Source organism: Caulifigura coniformis (assembly GCF_007745175.1).
In the GTDB taxonomy this organism is placed as follows: Bacteria; Planctomycetota; Planctomycetia; order Planctomycetales; family Planctomycetaceae; genus Caulifigura; species Caulifigura coniformis.
In genome coordinates this window covers 4375482-4395335 of sequence record NZ_CP036271.1, presented here as the reverse complement: position 1 = coordinate 4395335, position 19854 = coordinate 4375482, and the positions used below count along the sequence as shown (strand labels likewise).

Genomic DNA, 19854 nt, shown 5'->3' with positions numbered 1-19854 from the left:
GACTTGATGGGCGGATCAGAGCGGCAGCGTGACGGATCGGTCTTCGGCCCGGCTGACGGCGACCGCTTCCACAAACTCCATGGACTTTACCGCCGTGGCGAAGTCATTGAGCTTCACGGACTCCGTCCCGCGGATCGCCCCGATGAACTCTTCCTCGACGCGCCAGCGGCCCAGCATGTCATCCGGGATGGTCGCCTCGTGCATCGCCGCTTCGCCGGAATGGCCGATCATCACCCGTTCGCGTTCCCCGAAATAGATGCGGATCGTGCCGCGGCTTCCGTAGAGGTGAATCTGCTTCCCGGGGCCGAACATGGCGACGCCGCTCATGTGGTAAATCCCGCGGATGTTGTTCTCGAACTGGGCCACAACCTGCAGGTTGTCGGGGACGGTGCAGTTCGCCATCCGCGATTCTTCAGGAACGGGCCGGGTCTCTTCGACGACCGTCCCCTGGGCGTAAAGTTTCTTGATCGGGGGAACCCAGCGCATCAGCGTTTCGTGGAGAATCCCGAGCGACAGCACGTTCTTCCCGCTGATCTTTTCGTCCTGACGCCAGTGCAGGGGCTTGCTGTAATCCCAGAACTGGTCATCGGCCCCGATGACGATCACCTCCCGCAGCGTCCCGAGATAGTGCGAGCTGAGCAGCTGCGAGACGGCCGGGCCGCAGGCGAGTCCATAGGGACTCGGGACGATCTGGGCGACGAGTTCGGGACGGGCTTTCGAGGCCTCGAGCATCTGCCTGGCTTCGCCCAGGTTGCGCGACATGCGCGCTTCGCACAGGACGTGTTTTCCCGATTCGAGAGCCGCGACCGTTGCGCCGCAATGTAGATTCGGCCAGGCGCCGATCATGACGGCGTCGATGTCGGGGCTTTCGACGAGCTGGCGCCAGTCGCTGAACTGCTGCGGAATGCCGTACTCCTGAGCGACGCGCGCGGTCGACTGCGGCGTCCGGTTCACGACACCGACGATTTCGACGTTCTTGAGCGCCCGGAAGCCCGGGATGTGCCGGAGCCGGGTGTTCGCTCCTGCTCCGATGATGCCAATGCGAATCTTTTCGACAGCCATACCTAGCGCCGTTCTGGCGAGTGTCCGGGGAACTGAAGCCCGGGAAGATACTGTTTACGGCCCGCAGGGAAAACCGCGATCCCCCTTCAGGAATTCCCTCACGACCGACGTGGCGTAGGCGCCCGCCGGCAATTGAAACTTCAGGAGCAGCCCATCGCCATCCACCGTCGCCTCCAGGTCGCCTGCCGGTACCAGGTAGGGCCGGCGGGTCCCCGACGTCAGATCGGGGAACTTCTCGAAGGCCGCGGCCTCGAATCCCCAGCGGGCAAGCAGGCCCGATTCGAACTCCCGGACGTCCCCCTCGGGCGACTTCATCCGCGGGCCGAACATCGGACCTGTGATCACCGTTTCACCGCTGTCCCGGCGTGGTTGTTCGACGGCCGGGTCCTCCGCCACAAAGCAGCCGCCGCTGGCGACAACCTGCATCACGTCCCCTGTCTGCACCTTGTCGATTGTCCCGGCACGCAGGCGCTCGGCCAGGGCTTCGTTGAACAGGGCGGACTGTACGGCCGACAGGGCGAGCCTGAGCAGGAACTTGCGTTTTGCGTAGGGAATCGAACGTGGAGAACGTTCGCCGCGAAGGATCGACAGTCCCAGCGAGAGGGTCTGGTTTTCGATTCCGAACCGCTGGTCGCCATACAGATTGGGAATGCCCCGCGTCCTCAGTTGTTCCACGAGCTGCGGAACGACTGCCGTGGCCGAGTCGTTGATCCCGCGGAGGCGGATTTCGAACCGGTTCCCGACCAGGTGGCCGGTCCGCAACTTGTTTCCATGCAGGGCCGACTCGAGCACGCGAACGCCGTCGATCGCGAGTTCAGGGATCAGGGCCGCACAGCGCGCGGGGACCGAGACCCATTGCCTCGTGACGGCCCTGCGGTCCTTGATGCCGGCAGTCCCGATGTCGCCGCGGGAGATGTTCAGGGCACGAGCGAGTTGGTCCAGCAGGAAATCGGCGCTGACATCCCGTTTTTCGATCCACAGGTACAGGTGCTCGCCCGCGCCTCCCGGGAGGTAGGCCGGAAGCTCCTCGACGACGAAGTCCTCGGGAGAGGTCTTGAGTTCCCCTCCGGTTGAGAGCTCGCCAGGGGTCAGATACCCGATCGCTGACCTGGCGGGCATGTTTCCCGCAGGCAGGGGACCAGTCCCGGTCTCACGATCCATTAAGCTGTCTCACAGGATGCCCGACAGATTCGGGCGAAATGACAACGTGACCATCAACAGGCCACTTCGATATGCGTCTCGGACTCTACGGCGGAACCTTCGACCCCGTCCACTTCGGACACCTGCTCCTGGCAGAGACCTGCCGGGAGGTCGCGAGGCTCGATGAGGTCTGGTTTATTCCGACCGGGACCCCGCCTCACAAGCCGGGTGTGGAGATCGCCCCCGCGAAATCCCGCCGCGAGATGCTGGAGCTGGCGATCGCGGGCCTGCCGCAGTTTCAGGTGTCGCGCCTCGAAATCGACCGTCCTGGACCGCATTACACGGTGGATACTCTGCGGCTGGTTCGCGAACAGCGGCCGGAGGATGAACTGTTTCTCCTCATCGGCAAGGACTCGCTGTTCGACCTGCCGACCTGGAGAGACCCCAGGGCGATTTCGGAACTGGCGAATATCGTCGCAGTGAACCGGACAAGCCGGTCGTGGGACAAAGACTTTGAAGACGCCCGCTTCAAACAGTTTGGCAGGCCCGAGCCGGTGAATCCCTACCTGTTCTCCGCGGATGTGGAGATCACGGGTCATCCCGGACTCGTCTTCGAAGTCGATTTCGTCACGATGCCGCAGATGGACATCTCGGCGACCGATCTGCGGCAGAGGGTCGCCGCCGAGCGGAGCATCCGGTTCCAGACGCCGCGGGCCGTGGAGCAATACATCCGGGCCCACCGGCTTTACCGGACTCCAGTGACAGCCGAAAACGCTGTCCCCCCGAAGGCTGCCCATTGACCCCATCCGCCCGTTTCTGTGGGATACGGATCTCCGCATGGCGGGCATGCGCAGAGTTTTTCGAGGCCCATGACGTCCTTCTCCGTGCATCGGCCCCCCGGCCGATCGCCCGCCATTCCCAGCTTCGCCGCTCCCCATGCCGTCGGATACGACCAAACAGCCTCCCCGCCCCGAGCACTCCAGCGGCAGGGTCCGCCTGCTGATCCTGATTGCAATGGTGCTCGGGACAGTGCGCCTGTTCGAGTCGCCTCCGCTGCAGAGCGCGAACGACCGCTCACGCTGGGCGACGGCCTGGTCCCTGGTTGAACGGCAAACGTTCAGGATCAACGAGATCCGAACCCATCGCGGATGGGATACGATCGACAAAGTGAAAATCGGCGACGACTACTATTCCTCCAAGCCTCCGCTCTATGCCACGATCGTGGCCGGCGGCTACTGGGCGACGAAGACCTTCCTTGGCTGGAAGATCGACCCCGACAACCTTGAAACCGTCACTCCAGTCAGTCGGCTGATCCTGTTTCTGTTCAACATCGTGCCGACGACGCTGGCGCTCGGCTGTTTCGCCCAGATCGTCTGGCGCCACGGCGAGATCTCGTTCACCCGCAACTTCCTCCTTGCGGCCGCATGTTTTGGTACGTTGTGGTCGGCGTACATGCCATCACTCAATAACCACACGCCGGCGATCTGCTGCGTGGTGTTCGCCTTGCGGGCAGCCATCGCAAGCGTCCCTGGGAGCCTCACCACACAGCGAATGCTGATCGCCGGCTTCATGAGCGGCCTCGCGGTGACCTTTGAGCTTCCGGCACTCGCGTTCCTCGCTGGCCTGTTCGTCATCCTTCTGAAGCTCACACCGAAAAGGGCGATCCTCGCGTTCCTGCCGATGGCGATCATCCCGCTGGCGGCCTTTCTCGCGACGAACAAGATGGCGATGGGGCAATGGGAGCCGGCCTATGCGTCGTACGACAAGGAGAACAGCCCGTACAAGTATGACGAGAACGGTGTCCCCAGTTACTGGAAGGAGCCGAAAGGGCTCGATAAGAACGCCGACACGTTTTACGTCTACCTGTTCCACTGCACACTGGGGCATCACGGCATCCTGTCGCTGACACCGATCTTCTTCCTGTCGCTGATCGGTCTCTTCCGGATCGGGAAGTGGCGGCTTTCTCCACTCGCGGCATTCCACCTCCTGGGCGCGATGTTGACCGTGATTGTGCTGGGGTTCTATCTGTCACGCACCGAAAACTGGAACTACGGCGGCGTCAGTGTCGGGCTGCGGTGGATGCTGTGGCTCATTCCGTTCTGGCTGCTGATGATGATGCCGGCGGTCGACCTGTTCTCGGGAAACCGGTTTGGCCAGGGACTTCTCATGCTGCTGATGGCCCCCTCGGTGTTCAGCGCCTGGCACCCGTTCGATGCGCCCTGGAAGCAGCCGTGGATTTTTACCACCCTGTATCCGCACGGATTCTTCCGTCAGTACGACGAACCGCGGATCACCTATGAATTCCCGCGGCGCAGCTGGCTGTCCCAGTTGCCGGCCGGAGACGTGGCCGATCCCGACTACTGGGTCGAACTTTCCGGAGCTGGCGTCGATGGTTCCGCAATCACGCTCCGGGTCGCGGACGGTGGACCGATCGCCGTTGGGAATCGGGCAGGGCGGAAGATTGCCTTCATTTCGAACGAGGGACGCCCGACTCAGTCGGTCCGTACGCTGATCGTCGACGTGGAGTCACTGACTGAAGGACGGTCAGAAGGCCTCCTCCTCTGGCCCGAGGGGGAGCCAGCCGAGCGGCAGGTGCTCAGCGATCTGGAACTGCTGTGCGGAGTGCCGGTGGGCGCCGCGAACGGCAGTCCCGTACTGCCGGCCTACCGGCCTGGACGACGGCGTTACCAGCGGATCGGCGTCCGCAATGACGCGTTTCTCTGCGACACCTGGTTCGGAGTGGGAGCGCGGCAGACCAGTTCCCCAGGGCTTCCTGTCGTGCATACCAGCAGCGAGTGCTGGAGCACGCCCGAACTTCCGTTCGGCGTCGCGTACTGGAACGTAGAGACCAGGGACGCTCAGAGTCAGGGCGTGCTCGCTGTCCGCCGGTTGGTCGTTGTCCGGTCCGGCAAGTTCCTGGAACTCGCCACAGAGAAAACGCAGGAGAACTGACGAGGCTCCTCAGGCAATGCGTTCAACCGTCAGGATTTCGTCGATCGAAACTGGCGGCGTGGCCCCGGTGGCGGTCTGAATGACCAGTTGGCCCCGCTCACTGGCCCGGTTGTCCGGGAAGCCTTCGAGCGTCGATCCATCGCGCAGTTCCATGCGGACGGGCCACGATTCCTCGAGCCCTCCCAGACCTTCCACATACAGGGGAGGAAAACGGCTCCACGCCCATAGCCACAGGCTGCGTTCCGGGGCGACCTTTCCGGCGATGTCCGTCCATTCCTGTTCCGCACGCAGCAGATCGGCCCGTCGGGCGACGCGGCACCACGGAATCAGTTGCTCCGTCAGCCAGGCGCGTCGCGAGGCCACAAGTTCAGCAAACGTCGTCATGGTTTCAGGATCGCTTCACGGCAGACGGGCGGAGAGTCGCCCGAATGGTAAGCGAACAGGAATGCGCCGTCGCGGAACCGGCCCGGCGGGAACACTGGCGTCGCATTCGGCCGGGTTGGTCGCAGACCGCGGTTCGAACTGATTCAACGATGAGTCAGACGCTCTTCCACAGGCTGAGTGACTTCAGAAGCACGTTACTGCGGGTTCCGTTCGATTCCAGCAACGACATGGAAACGGATTTGGCGACGGGCGGCACGCGGCTGCTGGTCGTCCGGTACGCAATGGATTGAACCACGGCCTCGACGATTTCGCGCGTGGCGGCTGCGTTGAACGTAATGACAAGCGTCTTGGTGCCCGATCCGCCAGTGAACGTCGCCACCGCACGGCCATCGATGCGGATGGTCGATTTGACGATCGTCAACGTACCCGCCGACGACATTCCGGCCGCGACGAACAGTCGGTCCGATGATGTGGCGCCGGCTGACATCTGGATCGAGATGCGCGAACCGGCGAAGCTCGACGTGTCGGGATCGTGGAGCATGGCTCCGCCGGCGACCCGGGTCTGTTTCGAACGAACGTCAACGGACACATCCGTCACGTCGTCCACCATCAGCGGGGGAACGAAGGCCGCGAAATCGACGTTCTCCACGAGGCCGAACTCCGGCACGACGGCCGTTCGGTTCCAGTCGACGCCGCCGCCCGTCGGCAGCCAGTCTCCAGCCAGACCCGCGGTGACCCGGTAGCTGCCCGCGGCAAGTCCGCAGAAGGAATATCGCCCCGCGGCGTCAGTCGTCGTGGAAGTCTCGATCTCAGGATTGAATAGCCCGTCTCCATCGAGGTCGAGAAAAACAAGAATCCCCTCGAGGCCGCGATCGTTCGAGTCAGTCACGCCATCGCGGTCGACATCGTTCCAGATCGATCCGGAAATCCAGCCCCCTGCGGGAAGCTCGCCGGCGACCGCGCCGCTCCCGGCGATCGTTCCCGAAATCGTGTACTGTCCGAGGCTTCCATAGTCGCTATAGCCGTCGCTGACGCTCCGGGCGCCGACGCCGTCCACCATGATGGAGTACACGCCGGCCGGCAGCTCGAGTTCCAGGCGGGCGTCAATGCGGTCGGCAGGATTGCTGGAGGCAACGAGATTGCCGCTGGCGTCGTAGAGGCTCGCGAGAATGTCGAGGTTCGCGCCCCGCGCGGCCGGAAGAAAGTCGAGCGACAGCAGGCCGCCAGTTGTGGCGAACACAAACCAATCCTGGTCGGTGTTCTTTTCAATCAGCCCGGAAACTTGCACTCGCCGCACGTCTCCCTCAATGCCGTCGATCGGAAGCATGGAGGCCGAAGTCCGCGAACTGCCGTAGTCGTCGACCCGATAGTTGACGCCTTTGCCCGTGGTGATCGTCTTCAGTTCATCCAGGCGGTTGGTGGCCCCGGCATATTCCCCCCGGCTCCACTGGCTGAGAGGCTGGTTGTACGACGCCCCCATCAGCGGAGCCCAGCCCGTGTCGCCCGAGCCGTGTCCGCTGTAGTAAACACTGCCAGGCGCTCCCTTGTGCGACAGGCCGAGCGTATGGCCGACTTCATGGCTGATGCAGTCGGCCGTGTATTTCTCCGCCCCGAAGCGATGCTCGGTGAAGACAAACGCTCCGACGTCGGCCGATCCGCCGAACGACCCGACGATGGCAATGCCGCCGGCTTTCTGCCGCAGCCAGTCCATGTAGGAGCCGCCGATATTGACCCGCATTCCCCAGCGATCGTCGCCCACGCCGGAGCGGACCAGGTCGGCCGAGGAAGGCTCAATCGTCGTCACATTGACGTCGAACGGTGCGAAGTCCTCCGCGACACGCTGCCAGATTGCCTGGATCGTGGCCAGCTCGATGTCGCTGAACGCGTAGCTGTCGTCGATGGTGTACGGGGGAGTCGCGATGCTGATCTTCCCCGGCCTGTACTTGGAGTTCCAGTACGTCCCCGAGGTGACGTGCCCATCGAAGTCGAGAAAGATCGTTTTCGTGGCGCCAGGCAGACTTGCGAGCTGGAACGTCTTCGACAGGTCGAGGTCCGTCGGGAGTGGCGGGACCATCGGGCTGCCGGATTCGAAGTCTGCCGGTTCCGGGAGCGGGGTGATCTCAACCTTCGGACGGCTTTGCAGGAGCCGATCCTCGAGGAACTGGACGCGCGCAGCGCACGACTCCACTCCACGTCGCGATCTGCGATTTTCCGGTCTGCAGGCGCAGAGTCTGCGCAACGTCGTCCACCAGCGCGTCATCAGAGTTGGCCACGAATTAAAGAACGCTTTGCCGCTCAACCGGGAATGATCGCTCAGTGAGGGACCGCGGTAAAGAAGGATGTCCCAAACATTGGTGCTTCCCCCTCAACGGGAAGCACGGCCTGCGTTCTCACGCATGGCGACGGTCCGATCCGCCGTTGTGACATAGAGCCCGCCGTGGGAAGATGCGACGCGCCCCGACCTTCGTTCCAATTTTCACCGGCCTCAGGCCGGTCAATAAGTCCTGCTCACAATGAAGTACGCCCTCGTCATTCCGGATGGCTGCGCCGACGAGCCACAGGCCTCGCTGGGAGGCAAAACCCCGTTGCAGGCGGCTCGCACGCCCCACATGGACGCGATTGCACGTCTCGGCGAAACAGGTCTGGCCGACCACGTGCCGGCCAGCATGCCATCCGGGAGCGACGTCGGGACGATGAGTCTGTTCGGCTACGACCCGCTGCAGTTCCACACGGGGCGCGCGCCGCTGGAGGCCGCGGCCCAGGGCATCGAGCTCGGAGCCGACGACTGGGCCGTCCGCTGCAACTTCGTCACCGTCGACCGGGGAGTGATGAAGAGTTTCACGGCTGGCCAGATCTCGAACGCCGACGGCGCGCGGCTGATCGAGATGCTTCAGAAACAGCACTGCGGCGACGAGCACTGGAAGTTCTACCAGGGCGTCAGCTACCGAAACCTGCTGCTCTACCGCTCACGGGACGGACGTGCTCCCCTGAAGCAGGACACCACGACCACACCGCCGCACGACATCACCGACCAGCCGATCGCCGGTCACCTGCCTCTTGGCTCAGGAGCCTGCGACCTCCGAGCCATGATGGATGCTAGCGCCAAGCTCTTCGCCGATTGCGACGTCAATCGCGAGCGGACGGCGCGCGGCGAGCCTCTGGCGACACAGATCTGGCTCTGGGGCCAGGGACGCCGGCCGGCGTTTGTTCCCTTCGCCGACCGATTCGGAGTGCAGGGGGCCGTGATCACCGCCGTCGATCTGCTCCGGGGCATCGGGCGGCTCCTGGGCTGGCAGGTCATCGAAGTGCCCGGCGCCACCGGGTATCTCGATACCGACTACGCCGCCAAGGGCCGCTACGCCATCGAGGCCCTGAAGGGAGGGACCGACTTCATCGTCGTCCACGTCGAAGCCACGGATGAAGCTTCCCACGAGGGACACACGGACGAAAAAGTGCGGGCCCTGGAGAACATCGATCACCATATCGTCGGACCGCTCCATGCCTACCTGAAGGAGCAGGGGGATTATCGCCTGATCGTGTGCCCCGACCATCCCACCTTCTGCCGCACGAAAACGCACAGCCACGGCTACGTTCCGTTCGCGATGTGCGGCGCGGGAATCGAGGCCCGCGGTACAACCTATGACGAGCCCGCCGCTGCAGAGAGCGGCGTGGTGCTCGACCGCGGTTGCGAACTCATGCCGAGATTCTTCGGACGCTGAAACGAAAGAACCAGCGCCGCCCGGTCGATTCTGGGGGAATCGACCTGAGCGACGCTGGTCAAAAGGCGGCTCGCGCGCGTACGGTCGCGCCGGATCAACTCGATTGGTTCTTCGCTCTCGTGCGAGCGGCCTTCCGGGCAGATGCCTTGCGGGCTGCTGCCGGTCGCGCGGCGGATGCCGCTCCCCCTTTGCGTCCCCCCTTTGTCGCCGGAGCTTTGTTCTCAGTCCTGCCGCGGCCAGAACCACTTTTCTTGCCGCCGCCGTCCGTTGCATTGACTGTCGCCCACGCTCGGGCCTTCGCGACTTTCTTTGAAGCTCCCCGTTCCTCGTACGATTCAGCAATGTGCTCGGCCTTCCGCTTCTGCTTCGCCGTGTATTTTCCCTTGTCCCCCTGCGGCATCTCAGCGGCTCCTTCACGACTCGACGTTCCCCATCGCGTCCAGCGGACTCCAGCGATGCAGGTGTCATGCCGCTGACGAGCGCTGGCCACAGTCGTTTCGGGAATCAAAGTGAAAAGAAGTCCGCGCGTTTCAACTTCGAACTGGCGTTGCCTTGATGGCCGCAGAATCGCGGCAAATTGCTCCCTTGGGATCGCGCCGGGGTTCCACGCCATCGATCAGGAGCGTGTCCGTTCTGCAGACACTCTGGCCGGTAACCGAACCGCGAGCCACGCAAGCCCGCCGAAAGAGGTGACGGCTCAGCGTCTGCGGTTCAGGATCAGCTTGGCGGCCTCGCGCACCCTGTCGTCTGGATCCCGGCGGGCCGCTTCCATCGCTTTTCGGGGCGCCTCCATCGCCGGTGCAATCTCCCCGAGCGCCTCGATCGCCAGCCGCCGGATTCCGGGCCTGCGATCTCTGGTCAGGTCGAGAAGGACGGGAACCGCCCAACTGGCCGGTGGCTCGAATCCCCGGATGGCCACCAGCAGCCCCCCATCGCCCTCGCGCATCCCCGCCAGCAACTCTTCGCGAAAGGCCAGCGACTCCGGCGCCACGAGCTGCAGTGAAAAGGCCGCGGCCCGGCGAACCGCAACAGCCGGATCGCTCAACCGCTGCTCGAGAGGCGTGACCGCCTGCCTGGCGCCATGACGTCCCAGCCCCCGACAGGCCCAGCGCCTCACTTCGGGATCGGCATCAGCCACCGCCTCCGTCAATGCGGTGACGGTGTCGGCCGATGTCGGCGCCGCCTGGGCCAGCCGTTCCGCTGCCGCGCGACGAACCGTGACGTCCGACGATTTCACCTGTGATATCCAGTCGCCCGGTCCGGGACCGCATCCGGACAGCAGACAGATCAGCAGGCCGGCCATCAGCGCCAGGGGGAATTTCATTGGATCGCCCCCGCGGCGTTCGGCTCTTTGCCGGCTTTCGTGACGATCGCCAGGTAGAGCCGTTGGTCGATGGTGTTCGAAACCCATCGAACTCCGCCGTCGGCAAATAAGTGAAACGCTCCCTGGCTGTGCATGCTGGAAGGTCCCCATTTGACGTTCGGAGTCTCGTACTCGAAATAGGGCGTGTGATTGAGCGCCGTCCCGCGGCCGGCATAGGTCGGTGAGTTCCCTTCGTCGTAGAACGTCGCGACCACCGCCATGACGCCCCCATCCACCCATACGGAATAGTCCTCCTCGCGTGTCTCGACGAGCAGGACCGTGTCTGACGTTCCGTCCGTGATGTCGTCGATGCGGGTCGACGAGAGTGGAAACAGGATTCCCTCGGGCGCGAATAGCCCCGTGTTTGCTCCATAGATGACCCCGGCCGACGTCGCTCCCATGGCGACATAGTTCGTCGTCGCGTATTCGAGACCGAACCTCGTATAGCTGGCGTCGGCCGAGAACGTCCGACCGGAATAAGACGGACAACGCTGCACCGGCACCCGGACGCGGGCCACGTCCCGGTTGTTGGCGTGCAGGGATGACACCTTCTGGTCAACCTGCTGATAGAGGTTCGACTGGTCGATCTGCGGAAGCGTCATCATGTGCCAGCTGTGCAGGTCTCGCGAGATGGGAGCGTCGATCCAGCCCCCCTGTTCCACGTCGCTCGTGCTCGAGGGAGGGAACAGCTTGTGGGTATCGACGTAGCTGTGCAGGGCAATCCCATACTGGTGCAGGTTGTTCCGGCACTGGGTTTTCCTGGCCGCTTCACGCGCCTGCTGGACCGCCGGCAGCAACAGCGACACCAGGATCGCGATCACGGCAATGGCGACCAACAGTTCGATCAGGGTGAACGCCGGGAGCGTTCGGCCGGGATCGACCAAGCCCCCAACACGTCGCGAGCCGCGGCCGTCGTTCATAGACCGTCCGATCCGAGAGTGCCCCGTGCGCGGTCGTTCGCCGCACTTCGGGAAATAGTACCCGGAGAGGGCAATCGCCCACCCTCCAGTGCAGGGCGCAAATGTCGCGGCCATGTGACAGTGGAATTCCCACAATGCCCGTCAAATCCCTTCGGCGCGGCCTCCAGTGGTCGCAACTCGAACGCAGTCGCCACGATGCAGTCGTCGTGTTTGAACTGACAGGAAGGCGGGCCGGGGTGCACTGTCGCCTGAAGCCCCGTAACAGTCCCCCGAGATCTTCCTCTCCCACAGCCAGTTGGGGGATCGCCAAACTGGCGACCGAGCGGTAGACTTCGCACGCCGTGCCAGGTCGATTCTCAGGCGTCCGGTTGCGGAGGCAGGTGTCGACTGACAACAAGCCGAACAACCGAACTCGGCCTGTTAGGGCAAAACACTCAACGCGAGAGTGGCGGAATTGGCAGACGCGCTGGACTTAGGATCCAGTGGGGCAACCCGTGCAGGTTCGATTCCTGTCTCTCGCACCTTCAACCGCTGACATGGTTTGCGTCGCAAGCTTGGTCGGCGGCCTCTTCGTGCTGAGGGGCAGAGTTACCTGAAGAGTTACCTAACGGCGCTTTGGGGACTGCGGCATAGAGAATCTCTGCCATTCCGTCGGCATCGGAGCCAACGTAGTACCGCAGCGTCGTCTCGATGTTCTCGTGTCGCATGAGCTGCTGAAGCACAGCGGGCATGACCCGACCCGCCCATCGAAGGCCGAACGCGCGGCGGAGATCGTGAGCGCTGGCGAACTTCACATGCGATCGGCCCTTGTACGTCCCTTCGTTCACCTTCACCCCGGCTTTCTCACCGATCAGGGAGATCACTCGTCCGGCTTCGCGGGCGGGCAAGCGTGTTCCACGCGAAGACAGGGGATTGAACACGAACCCCGTGCGATGAGCTTCAGGGACCGCCAGGAAGAATTCGGCGGCCTCGGGCGCTAACGGCAGGATCCGGTCCTTGTGTCCTTTCTCTGAGCCCGCAGAGATGCGGAGCATGGGCCGCTTCCCGGCCAGGTCGATTGAAAGTTCCCGGCCATCCCAAGTAAGAGCCAGCGCTTCTCCGAGTCTCAGGCCGCTCCACCACAAACCGCGAAGCGTGAACTCCCACCCGGCGACTCGCTCCGCCGCGCCCTGCGGCCGCTTCCCCGTGACGACGAGGGACACCTTCGCGAGCATTCGGTCGAATTCCTCGGTCGTGATCGGGCGGCCTTTCATCACCTTGCCCACGGTCGCCCTGGCCGGCATTCGGACTTTGGCCGGGTGATGCACCATGCCAACCTCGTGCGCCCAGTTGAGCGCCGCCCGCAGTGTCGACGAGTAGCTGCGGATCGTGTTTTCAGACAGCTTCCGGGCACGAAGCGACTGCTGCCACTGGCTGATCTTCTCCGCTGTCATATCGGCCGGCCGGGCAGGGGAGATCGTCGACTCGACGTCGTCGAGGACGGTCCCATATCGCTCAGCTGAACCATTGGCCAGAGCAGACAGCGCTTCGTCCTCGTATCGGCGGCGAAACTCGGCCCATGTGATTCGCGACCGCGGCTTGAACCGTCCCTCTCGCAGCTCCGCTTCCCATTTGCCGGCGGCTTTTTCTGCCTCCGCTTGTTTCTTGGTGCCTGTTGAGCGCGCGACATGCTTCCCCGTCGTCGGGTCGAGATACCTCATGTAGAGCGTTGCGCGACCGTAGTTGACGACGTGGACTTTGACGGTTTCATGTGACACGGGAATGCTCTCCGAGATCTGAGGGCGCGCATCCGTGCGTAGAACCCCGCGCGTCCTGGCGGATTTCGATGCGTGTGCTGCTCAACCGGCGTGATCGAGCGGAGACGGGACCTGGTGATCAGAGACCGACGCGCTCGGCTGCTGAAGGCGCCATCGCGTCGGTTGCTTGCCAGCCGATGGGAGCGGATCGAACCCGGCCGGCGCGTCCATCACGCGCCGGAGCCAATTGCGGAGCTTGCCGATGGCCCGGCCGATCGCCTTTGGCGGCATGGGATCCGTGGGCGAAGGGGACCACAGAAGCTGCACTCGATTGGTGTCAATCACCGTTCCCGCGGCCAGCACCTTGAGCGCCTCAAACCACCTGGAATTGATTCGCAGCCACTTTCCGCCGCCATATTGAGCCCAACCACCGCGTCGGAATTCCCACAGCCGCGAGTCGACGGGCTCGATCGGCTCAGCAGGGCGGCCGGCCAGATCAGGGCGATAAGCGATGAGGGCGACGGGCCGCCCGTCGCTTGGCGCAATGGTGAGCCTGCTGGCCGCTGCGGTCGTCTGAACGATGCTCGGGAGCGGCAGGTGGATCTTCGGTCGAGGGACTTGCCGAAGGTCGACGTAGCGACGCGTCATCGCTTCCTGGCTATGTCCCAAAGCGACTCGGGCATGATCCCATCCTGCTGCGATGACCGCTTGCGTCGCTGAAGTCCGACGAATCTTGTGGAATCCCTCGCCCTTGACCGTCTCGAGCCCCGCATCGACCACGATGTCTCGATAGTCCAGCCACAGCTGTCGACGGGCATAGGGCCAGTCGAACAAAACCCGGCGATTGGGATCGTAGATGGCCTGGAGCGCGATTACGGCTTCGGGCGAAAGGTCGACCACAGACTCGATGCCAGTCTTCGCGAAGTCCGCTCTTAGAATCGCCTGCGCACGGGGCAGAACCACATCAGCCGTTTCCATGCACATTGTGGCTCCGATGCGTGCGCCGGACTCGTACAGGAAGAGCAGCAGCGCAGTCCAGAAGTCGCGAGCGTGGACGGGAAGGGTTCGAAACATCCCGGCACGATGGCTGGCGGCATCAAGAATTCTGCCGAACTCCTCCAGTGACCATGCTCGCGGGATCTTTCGCGTCAGCCGAATCGGTTCCCAATCCTCCGGCAACGGGTTGTCACAAAGTCGCTTCCGCAGGGCGAATCGCCACAGGCACAACAAATTGGATGCTTCGCGTTTGGCCGTTTCCAGCGACACTGTCCGCCGGCGATGAGCCAGGAATGGCATCACGAAGTCTTCCGACAACTCTTCAACGAGAACGGGGCGTGTGACGTAGCGCTGGAATGAACGGACCGAGTATTCGATGAGCTTGGCGCTGCTCGGCTTCAGGTTCTGGCGGCTCGGGACGTACCGGTCCCAAAGAAGTTGGCGAAGCGTCAGCCCGGAAGCCGATTGGTCGGCCGCATCGTTCCGTTGTTCGGCGGAGACTCGATGCAGCGAACTTGGCAGCGGTGTCGAACAATAGCCCGCTGCCGAGGCCCATCTCCAGAGCGTCAAGAAGTCTACCCGGTTGTGATACGCGGTCGACGCGGAGACCAGGTTCTCCCGGTGCTCCACCCATCGGTTGAACAGCTCCTCGGTGAGATCATCGACCAATGTCAACCTGCCGGTGAAACGATCAACGGAGCGAACGACGTAGTGGAGCCGCATCACCGTTGCTTCGGACGCCCGAGAATGAGCTTTGCGGTAATGCGTCCACAGAAGGCCCTGGAGCGTCGCCGGCGCGGTGCAAGATGCTTTCTTGTTACCGGCGAGTTGGGCGACAGCTCTGCACTGCGTGTCGTCTCTCTTGGTTTCCGCGACGGAGACCATGGCAGACCTCATCGACAAAAGAAAAAACCTCAGTCGGGGTCGCGGTCCCGAAAGAGGCTTGGGCCGGCGCATCGAAGACGCCAGCTTGGTTCAGTTGCAAACGGTCCGCGACTACCGTTCTGGCGCGACACTACACTCTTCAAACACAGAAGCATCGCGCGCCGCGTTGGAGAGCGGCACTTTCCCCAATAGTGGGGACGGTGCCGCTCTCCAACGCGACGCGGGCTCGCCTGCATTTGGGGCTGCCTGCTGCTTCGCTGGTCCGCGCGATCGCCTTTTTCTCGTGGCGCGACCGCCGCGTTCAGGGGGCTCTTCGCTCGCCGAAAGTTGTTCACGCATCCGCCATTCTGACGGTGCCACAGCGGGGCGATGCGAGTCAACGACAAAGCTCAGGGGTTCTTGAACGGCATCAGGGCGGCCTCTACGTTAGCTGGTGCCAGTTCTTTCCCCCCTTCCCTCCGATCTCTTTGCCTCGCCATGCATGTCACGCGTGTTCGACAGTACTTCCTCGACACCATCGTTGAGCTCACTGGCATCAAGGCTGGAGTCGGCGTCACAGTCCCCAAGGCCGTTTCGCTTCTCAAAAAGAGAACCGAGAGTAACGTGACTCCTTGGTGGAGTGGAGATCCGCTCGATGTCATCCGACTCGAAGGCGGAGAGGTCGAATCGGGACTGGTTTTGCTGCTGCACCGCGTCGGTGCGATTTCTGAGCCTTTGGACAGTATCGGGCTCCTCATCCGGTTCGTGCGGGCGCATCTGCATCGACTCGGCAAAGTCGAAGACGAACCCGATTTTCGTTTGCCCACGGGGTACTTAGCAGTTCAGGACCTTTCTGCGCTTCTGAACGGGATGAGTGAAGAACCCACCGAGCATGTGCGAGGCCTGACGCTTCTGCCTGAATGGCAGGACATCAAGCGGGCGTTCGCTATCCGCAACGTGATGGACAGGCTTCCGACTTCAAAGTCATGGAATGGCATCGTCCAACTCGACGATCTGTTCGAGAGCGAAGCAGCGCCGGCTGACCCGGAGACCTACTTCGACCAGCGGTTCATCGACTACTTGAACGCCCAGGGAGAAGACCTCAACAGGATCCACTGGCGCCAGTTCGAGTACCTGGTGGCCGAGTACTACAAGCGATTGGGCTACAGGATCAAGATAGGGCCCGGCAGAGGCGACGACGGCGTCGACATCATCCTCGAAAAGGACAGGGTCTTTGCCGGCCCCGAAGTCATCCTAATCCAATGCAAGCGCTACAGCGGAACGAACGAGGTAAAGATCAACGAGGTCAAGGCCCTGTGGGCCGATGTAAACGTCAGGGCGGCGGCGTCAGGACTAATTGCAACCACGACGCGACTTGCCAGGAACTCTCGAGAATACTGCGACGCGAGACACCACCGCCTGAAAAGAGCTGAGCGCGAGAACATAGTCCAGATGCTTCGCGAGATGGCGGACGTGATGTCATCGCCGAGCGGTGGTGCACGCTAACTGGCGCGAGGGAGCATCGGGTGCAAGAAGTTGATTGCTGTCCTCAGCATCACCGGGGCGGTAACCGGGAACGAGAGCTGCCATTTCCGCACCATGAACCGGTGAGTTCGGCCACTCTCTGGCGGCTATTGCAGCATCCCAGTACATGATCCCATTTACGAGGGGTGTTCTAGTCGGGCAAGCTGCGAAACGCGTCCAGCTTCAGGAGCTAGTTGGATCACTCTCATGGAGGTTTGAGTCCTCTCTGGGCACTGGTTGAAAAGCGAGGGGCTATAGTCTGCCGCGCGCCCTTCATGAGCCGGGGCCAAAACGATGCTGGTCGAGACAATGCTGAATGAACTTCATGAAGGTGAAACGGTCGCTCTGAAGGTTTGGGACTTCGCTTTATTTGTAAGCGTCTTTTCACGGCTCCAAGGGCGTGAATCTCCAGTTTGATGTTGACCGATTGCAGGATCCAGGCTCGGAAATCGTCGCCGACTCGTTTCGCCGGGCCCTTGCTGAGCTGAGGGCCGTGTGAAATCGCACAGCTATTTCCCCCCAGCCAAGCCTTTGTCGCGAGGACCTTTCAGGTCGAGCTTGCAAACTGCTCGTAGCGGGCGAGAAGTGCCTGCTCATCAGACCATTCCGAACAGGTTGTAGGAACCTGTTCGTTGAAATCGAGCAGGCTGCAAAGCAGGCCCTTCACCTGCTCGGCAATGTCGTTGTCGTTTTTCAACCGCGTCCATGCATTCACCGGCTTTTCACCAGACAGTTCCTCACCGAAGAACGCACCTTCGAAGTGGGGGATGAGCGCAACCAGCCGAGCGCGCTTAGCGAGAACTGAGTCACTCACCGCGTCGCGAATCCTGCTGTTGTTGGTCCAGGCAGGATTGACGATTTCTTCCTTTTCGTTTGACCCCTTTTTCTTCCGCAACACCTTCGGGGCATCGCAGTCGTGGAGCACCGCATAGCGCGAGTTGAACTGATTAAGAATCTTGGCGACCAAACAAATGGTGTACTTGCCACGAGCACGAACGACGTGAACGTCCTTCAACCGCGGGTCATCAGGGAACTTGTCCAGCAAGAAGCGGAAGGCGGTGTACTCGGTATCGCCCTCGACGATCACAGTCCTCCCCCCGAAAAAGAACTCGCAAAGGGAAGGGTCGCAGAGGTTGAGCATCTTGAGTTCCTCCTTCTCGTCATCGCTCAGCTTCGCCTTCTCCGGTCTGAAGACTGTCGTTCCCCTGATCACAACACCGTCTGCATCACGTTCAACCCGCACAACGGTGGTGTTGTCTCGAGACAAATCGATAAATGCCGGTGAGTGTGTTGTCACCATGACCTGCCACTTGCCGGTCTTAGGAAGGTCGTAGAGTACGTTGCACGCCTCGCGAACTGCATTGGGATGCAGGCAAAGCTCTGGCTCGTCCATCAACAACAAATTCGGTTTCGCGTCTTCGTCGGCTTTCTTGTCAGCCGCGTATTTCAGGGCGGCCCACATCAACGTCCGTCTAGCGCCACTTCCCTGACGTTCGGCCGAACTCATGTGGCCGTCCTTCGGTCCCATTCGCAGTAGCGCCCCAGGTTTGAAAAAATTGAGGCAGCTCGTGATGTCTTCCTCAGGCTTCGCGTCAAACTCAATCCGATATCCTCGAAAAACATTCTGAATGACTTCCGTTAGCTGCTGCTGCGCGTGATCGATCTGGTCCTGCACTTGTTCGACGACCGCTCTCTGCAAGCTGGCAATATCCTTCAACAGCTTGCCGTACTCCGTCTCTTTCAGTTCTCCGTCTTCTCCGGCCTCGGTGTGGGGAAGGTTGCCGATCGCGCTCAAAAGGGCTGCAAGTAGCAACTTCACAACAGCCTCGGTTTGCTCTTCTGGACTGCCGAACGCGTCGATTCTGTGCGGCCTAGGCCGGCGCGAATTCGCCACATTCGCGGCACCCCAAGGTACCTGATCTGACCATTGGTCTGATGCGACATCAAAACCTTGTCGCTTGCCCACCACCTTGTCCTTCGTCCAAGTCCATCGTTCGCGAACAATATCTTCGCCGTCGATCTTGGCGATCCACTTGCTTGCAGGTGGGTTGTCAATGATGCGTGTGTGCAGCTCGATTTCGGGCAACGCGGCGGCGTCGACTTTGGATTCTGGAAAGTCATCTAATTCCAGTTTGGGAGCGGATGACGTCATGATCACCTGGTATGCCCGGAGAATCGTGCTCTTTCCAGTGTTGTTCCGACCGACCAGCACCACCACATCATCAAGGTCGATCTCGACAGGCGTGCTGCCGATGCACCCGAAATTCTTGATGACTAGCTTCCGCAGCTTCGTTCCGACGTTGTCGAGTTCAGTCGGTGCCTCCTGCTGTTCAGTTGCAGCCGCCTTTTTCTTAGCCATGTTGCCCACCAGTTTTGAGATTGCCCAAGAAGCCCTACGTTATCCCCGGAGCAACTCCAGAACAAACATCGCCACACGGTGTAGGTACTACTTTTCTCCACGCACACGGTGGGGCCGCCGAGGCAGTCGGCTAAAGTGAGACACTTTGTTTCGCGCAGAATTCGCACCGCGGCGTTCTCACAGCAGCTCGGCAACATCGGCTCCGCCCGGAACGGGCCCCGACGCGGTAGAGAGCGTCGCTGCAGGCGGTGTGACGCGGCCGCCGTGACCACCCCGGCGGAAGTGTGACGCCGCGGGCGGAAGCCGCTCGGCGGAAGCGTGCCCCGATGTCGTGACCCGCCGGCCGGAGTGTGACGCCGCAATCGCAAACTGGCGGGACGTTTCCGGGCTGCGCGGTGTGACCGAGTTCCGACAATCTGTGACGCGGGGCCGTGACTCCGCAGCGACGCTCAGCAGCCCATCGGGCGGGGCTGGCGGCGGCGCCGTTCGATCCGTTTGCGGCATGCGGCCGTGGCAGCCCTTCCCGACAGCGGGATGCCTGTGGCGCGGCGGGGCGGATTCTGTGCGATTGGCACGGGATTCCTGCCCTCAGTTAGAGGGCCGCGGTTCGCGGGGTTCGAGTGCGGCGGCGCTGGGCCCGATTGAGCCGGGCTGCGAAGTCTACTGTCTGACGATGCGGAAATCTTCTCTCGTGGACGTGCTCGAGCCAGGGGAGTACTGCAACCGGTTCGGCGAGGAAGGGGGCGACGCGACGAACGGTGAGCTGGGGTCGAGTGAGAAGCGGTTTTTCTCGCACGCGCCGAGGGCATGGACCTGCGACGGCGGGGAGTGACTC

At 62.3% G+C, this 19854-nt stretch carries 15 protein-coding genes and 1 tRNA gene; 6 read left to right on the top strand and 10 right to left on the bottom strand.

The window, feature by feature from the left end; all coding sequences use genetic code 11:
* Positions 1 to 15: 15 nt before the first annotated feature.
* Positions 16 to 1062, bottom strand: coding sequence for a Gfo/Idh/MocA family protein (locus Pan44_RS17745; RefSeq protein ID WP_145031536.1), 1047 nt, complete (start codon positions 1060 to 1062; stop codon positions 16 to 18).
* 54 nt (positions 1063 to 1116) lie between these two features.
* Positions 1117 to 2181, bottom strand: coding sequence for a tRNA pseudouridine(13) synthase TruD (truD, locus tag Pan44_RS17740; protein ID WP_145031533.1), 1065 nt, complete (start codon positions 2179 to 2181; stop codon positions 1117 to 1119).
* A 113-nt stretch (positions 2182 to 2294) separates the two neighbouring features.
* On the opposite strand from truD, the gene nadD reads away from it, so the two are divergent.
* The gene (nadD, locus tag Pan44_RS17735) at positions 2295 to 3002 is read left to right on the top strand and encodes a nicotinate-nucleotide adenylyltransferase (RefSeq protein ID WP_145031530.1); all 708 of its coding nucleotides are present in this window, start codon (positions 2295 to 2297) and stop codon (positions 3000 to 3002) included.
* A gap of 136 nt (positions 3003 to 3138) precedes the next feature.
* Positions 3139 to 5154 carry a hypothetical protein gene (locus Pan44_RS17730; RefSeq protein WP_145031527.1) on the top strand — a complete coding sequence of 672 codons (2016 nt, stop codon included), beginning with the start codon at positions 3139 to 3141 and terminating at the stop codon, positions 5152 to 5154.
* Positions 5155 to 5163: 9 nt separating this feature from the next.
* On the opposite strand, the gene Pan44_RS17725 is transcribed toward Pan44_RS17730, so the two are convergent.
* On the bottom strand, positions 5164 to 5538 hold the full coding sequence (locus Pan44_RS17725; protein ID WP_145031524.1) for a hypothetical protein: 375 nt from the start codon (positions 5536 to 5538) through the stop codon (positions 5164 to 5166).
* 154 nt (positions 5539 to 5692) lie between these two features.
* Positions 5693 to 7612, bottom strand: a complete 1920-nt coding sequence (locus tag Pan44_RS17720; RefSeq protein ID WP_197453423.1) for an SdrD B-like domain-containing protein — start codon at positions 7610 to 7612, stop codon at positions 5693 to 5695.
* Positions 7613 to 8051: 439 nt separating this feature from the next.
* On the opposite strand from Pan44_RS17720, the gene Pan44_RS17715 reads away from it, so the two are divergent.
* Positions 8052 to 9257: a cofactor-independent phosphoglycerate mutase gene (locus tag Pan44_RS17715; protein WP_145031519.1), complete on the top strand. Its 1206-nt coding sequence runs from the start codon at positions 8052 to 8054 to the stop codon at positions 9255 to 9257.
* Between the two features lie 94 nt (positions 9258 to 9351).
* Here Pan44_RS17715 and Pan44_RS28335 read toward each other — a convergent pair whose 3' ends face one another.
* The 3 genes from Pan44_RS28335 to Pan44_RS17700 all read right to left on the bottom strand — a co-directional run bounded on the left by Pan44_RS28335 (position 9352) and on the right by Pan44_RS17700 (position 11540).
* Positions 9352 to 9657: a plasmid stabilization protein gene (locus Pan44_RS28335; RefSeq protein WP_145035089.1), complete on the bottom strand. Its 306-nt coding sequence runs from the start codon at positions 9655 to 9657 to the stop codon at positions 9352 to 9354.
* Between the two features lie 297 nt (positions 9658 to 9954).
* Positions 9955 to 10581 carry a HEAT repeat domain-containing protein gene (locus Pan44_RS17705; protein WP_197453422.1) on the bottom strand — a complete coding sequence of 209 codons (627 nt, stop codon included), beginning with the start codon at positions 10579 to 10581 and terminating at the stop codon, positions 9955 to 9957.
* Positions 10578 to 11540, bottom strand: a complete 963-nt coding sequence (locus Pan44_RS17700; protein WP_197453421.1) for a DUF1559 domain-containing protein — start codon at positions 11538 to 11540, stop codon at positions 10578 to 10580. Before Pan44_RS17700 ends, Pan44_RS17705 begins: the two co-directional genes overlap by 4 nt.
* 439 nt (positions 11541 to 11979) lie before the next feature.
* On the opposite strand from Pan44_RS17700, the gene Pan44_RS17695 reads away from it, so the two are divergent.
* A tRNA-Leu gene (locus tag Pan44_RS17695) sits at positions 11980 to 12061 on the top strand.
* A 3-nt stretch (positions 12062 to 12064) separates the two neighbouring features.
* On the opposite strand, the gene Pan44_RS17690 is transcribed toward Pan44_RS17695, so the two are convergent.
* Both Pan44_RS17690 and Pan44_RS17685 read right to left on the bottom strand, forming a co-directional pair.
* A complete protein-coding gene (locus Pan44_RS17690) occupies positions 12065 to 13297 on the bottom strand; it encodes a tyrosine-type recombinase/integrase (protein WP_145031507.1) in 1233 nt (410 codons plus the stop codon).
* Between the two features lie 81 nt (positions 13298 to 13378).
* Complete coding sequence (locus Pan44_RS17685; RefSeq protein ID WP_197453420.1) at positions 13379 to 15157, bottom strand: tyrosine-type recombinase/integrase; 1779 nt, start codon at positions 15155 to 15157, stop codon at positions 13379 to 13381.
* A gap of 477 nt (positions 15158 to 15634) precedes the next feature.
* Between Pan44_RS17685 and Pan44_RS17680 the strand changes: the two genes are divergently transcribed.
* Positions 15635 to 16642, top strand: a complete 1008-nt coding sequence (locus Pan44_RS17680; RefSeq protein WP_197453419.1) for a restriction endonuclease — start codon at positions 15635 to 15637, stop codon at positions 16640 to 16642.
* Between the two features lie 565 nt (positions 16643 to 17207).
* Here Pan44_RS17680 and Pan44_RS17675 read toward each other — a convergent pair.
* Positions 17208 to 19019 carry an ATP-dependent nuclease gene (locus Pan44_RS17675; RefSeq protein WP_145031500.1) on the bottom strand — a complete coding sequence of 604 codons (1812 nt, stop codon included), beginning with the start codon at positions 19017 to 19019 and terminating at the stop codon, positions 17208 to 17210.
* 673 nt (positions 19020 to 19692) lie between these two features.
* On the opposite strand from Pan44_RS17675, the gene Pan44_RS27470 reads away from it, so the two are divergent.
* Positions 19693 to 19851, top strand: a complete 159-nt coding sequence (locus Pan44_RS27470; RefSeq protein WP_197453418.1) for a hypothetical protein — start codon at positions 19693 to 19695, stop codon at positions 19849 to 19851.
* The last annotated feature ends 3 nt before the right edge of the window (positions 19852 to 19854 follow it).

Coding starts and splice junctions, on each gene's coding strand:
- Pan44_RS17745 (WP_145031536.1), bottom strand. CDS start 1,062: ATGGCTGTCGAAAAGATTCGCATTGGCATCATCGGAGCAGGAGCGAAC.
- truD (WP_145031533.1), bottom strand. CDS start 2,181: ATGCCCGCCAGGTCAGCGATCGGGTATCTGACCCCTGGCGAGCTCTCA.
- nadD (WP_145031530.1), top strand. CDS start 2,295: ATGCGTCTCGGACTCTACGGCGGAACCTTCGACCCCGTCCACTTCGGA.
- Pan44_RS17730 (WP_145031527.1), top strand. CDS start 3,139: ATGCCGTCGGATACGACCAAACAGCCTCCCCGCCCCGAGCACTCCAGC.
- Pan44_RS17725 (WP_145031524.1), bottom strand. CDS start 5,538: ATGACGACGTTTGCTGAACTTGTGGCCTCGCGACGCGCCTGGCTGACG.
- Pan44_RS17720 (WP_197453423.1), bottom strand. CDS start 7,612: ATGGTCCCGCCACTCCCGACGGACCTCGACCTGTCGAAGACGTTCCAG.
- Pan44_RS17715 (WP_145031519.1), top strand. CDS start 8,052: ATGAAGTACGCCCTCGTCATTCCGGATGGCTGCGCCGACGAGCCACAG.
- Pan44_RS28335 (WP_145035089.1), bottom strand. CDS start 9,657: ATGCCGCAGGGGGACAAGGGAAAATACACGGCGAAGCAGAAGCGGAAG.
- Pan44_RS17705 (WP_197453422.1), bottom strand. CDS start 10,581: ATGAAATTCCCCCTGGCGCTGATGGCCGGCCTGCTGATCTGTCTGCTG.
- Pan44_RS17700 (WP_197453421.1), bottom strand. CDS start 11,540: ATGAACGACGGCCGCGGCTCGCGACGTGTTGGGGGCTTGGTCGATCCC.
- Pan44_RS17685 (WP_197453420.1), bottom strand. CDS start 15,157: ATGGTCTCCGTCGCGGAAACCAAGAGAGACGACACGCAGTGCAGAGCT.
- Pan44_RS17680 (WP_197453419.1), top strand. CDS start 15,635: ATGCATGTCACGCGTGTTCGACAGTACTTCCTCGACACCATCGTTGAG.
- Pan44_RS17675 (WP_145031500.1), bottom strand. CDS start 19,019: ATGGCTAAGAAAAAGGCGGCTGCAACTGAACAGCAGGAGGCACCGACT.
- Pan44_RS27470 (WP_197453418.1), top strand. CDS start 19,693: ATGCGGAAATCTTCTCTCGTGGACGTGCTCGAGCCAGGGGAGTACTGC.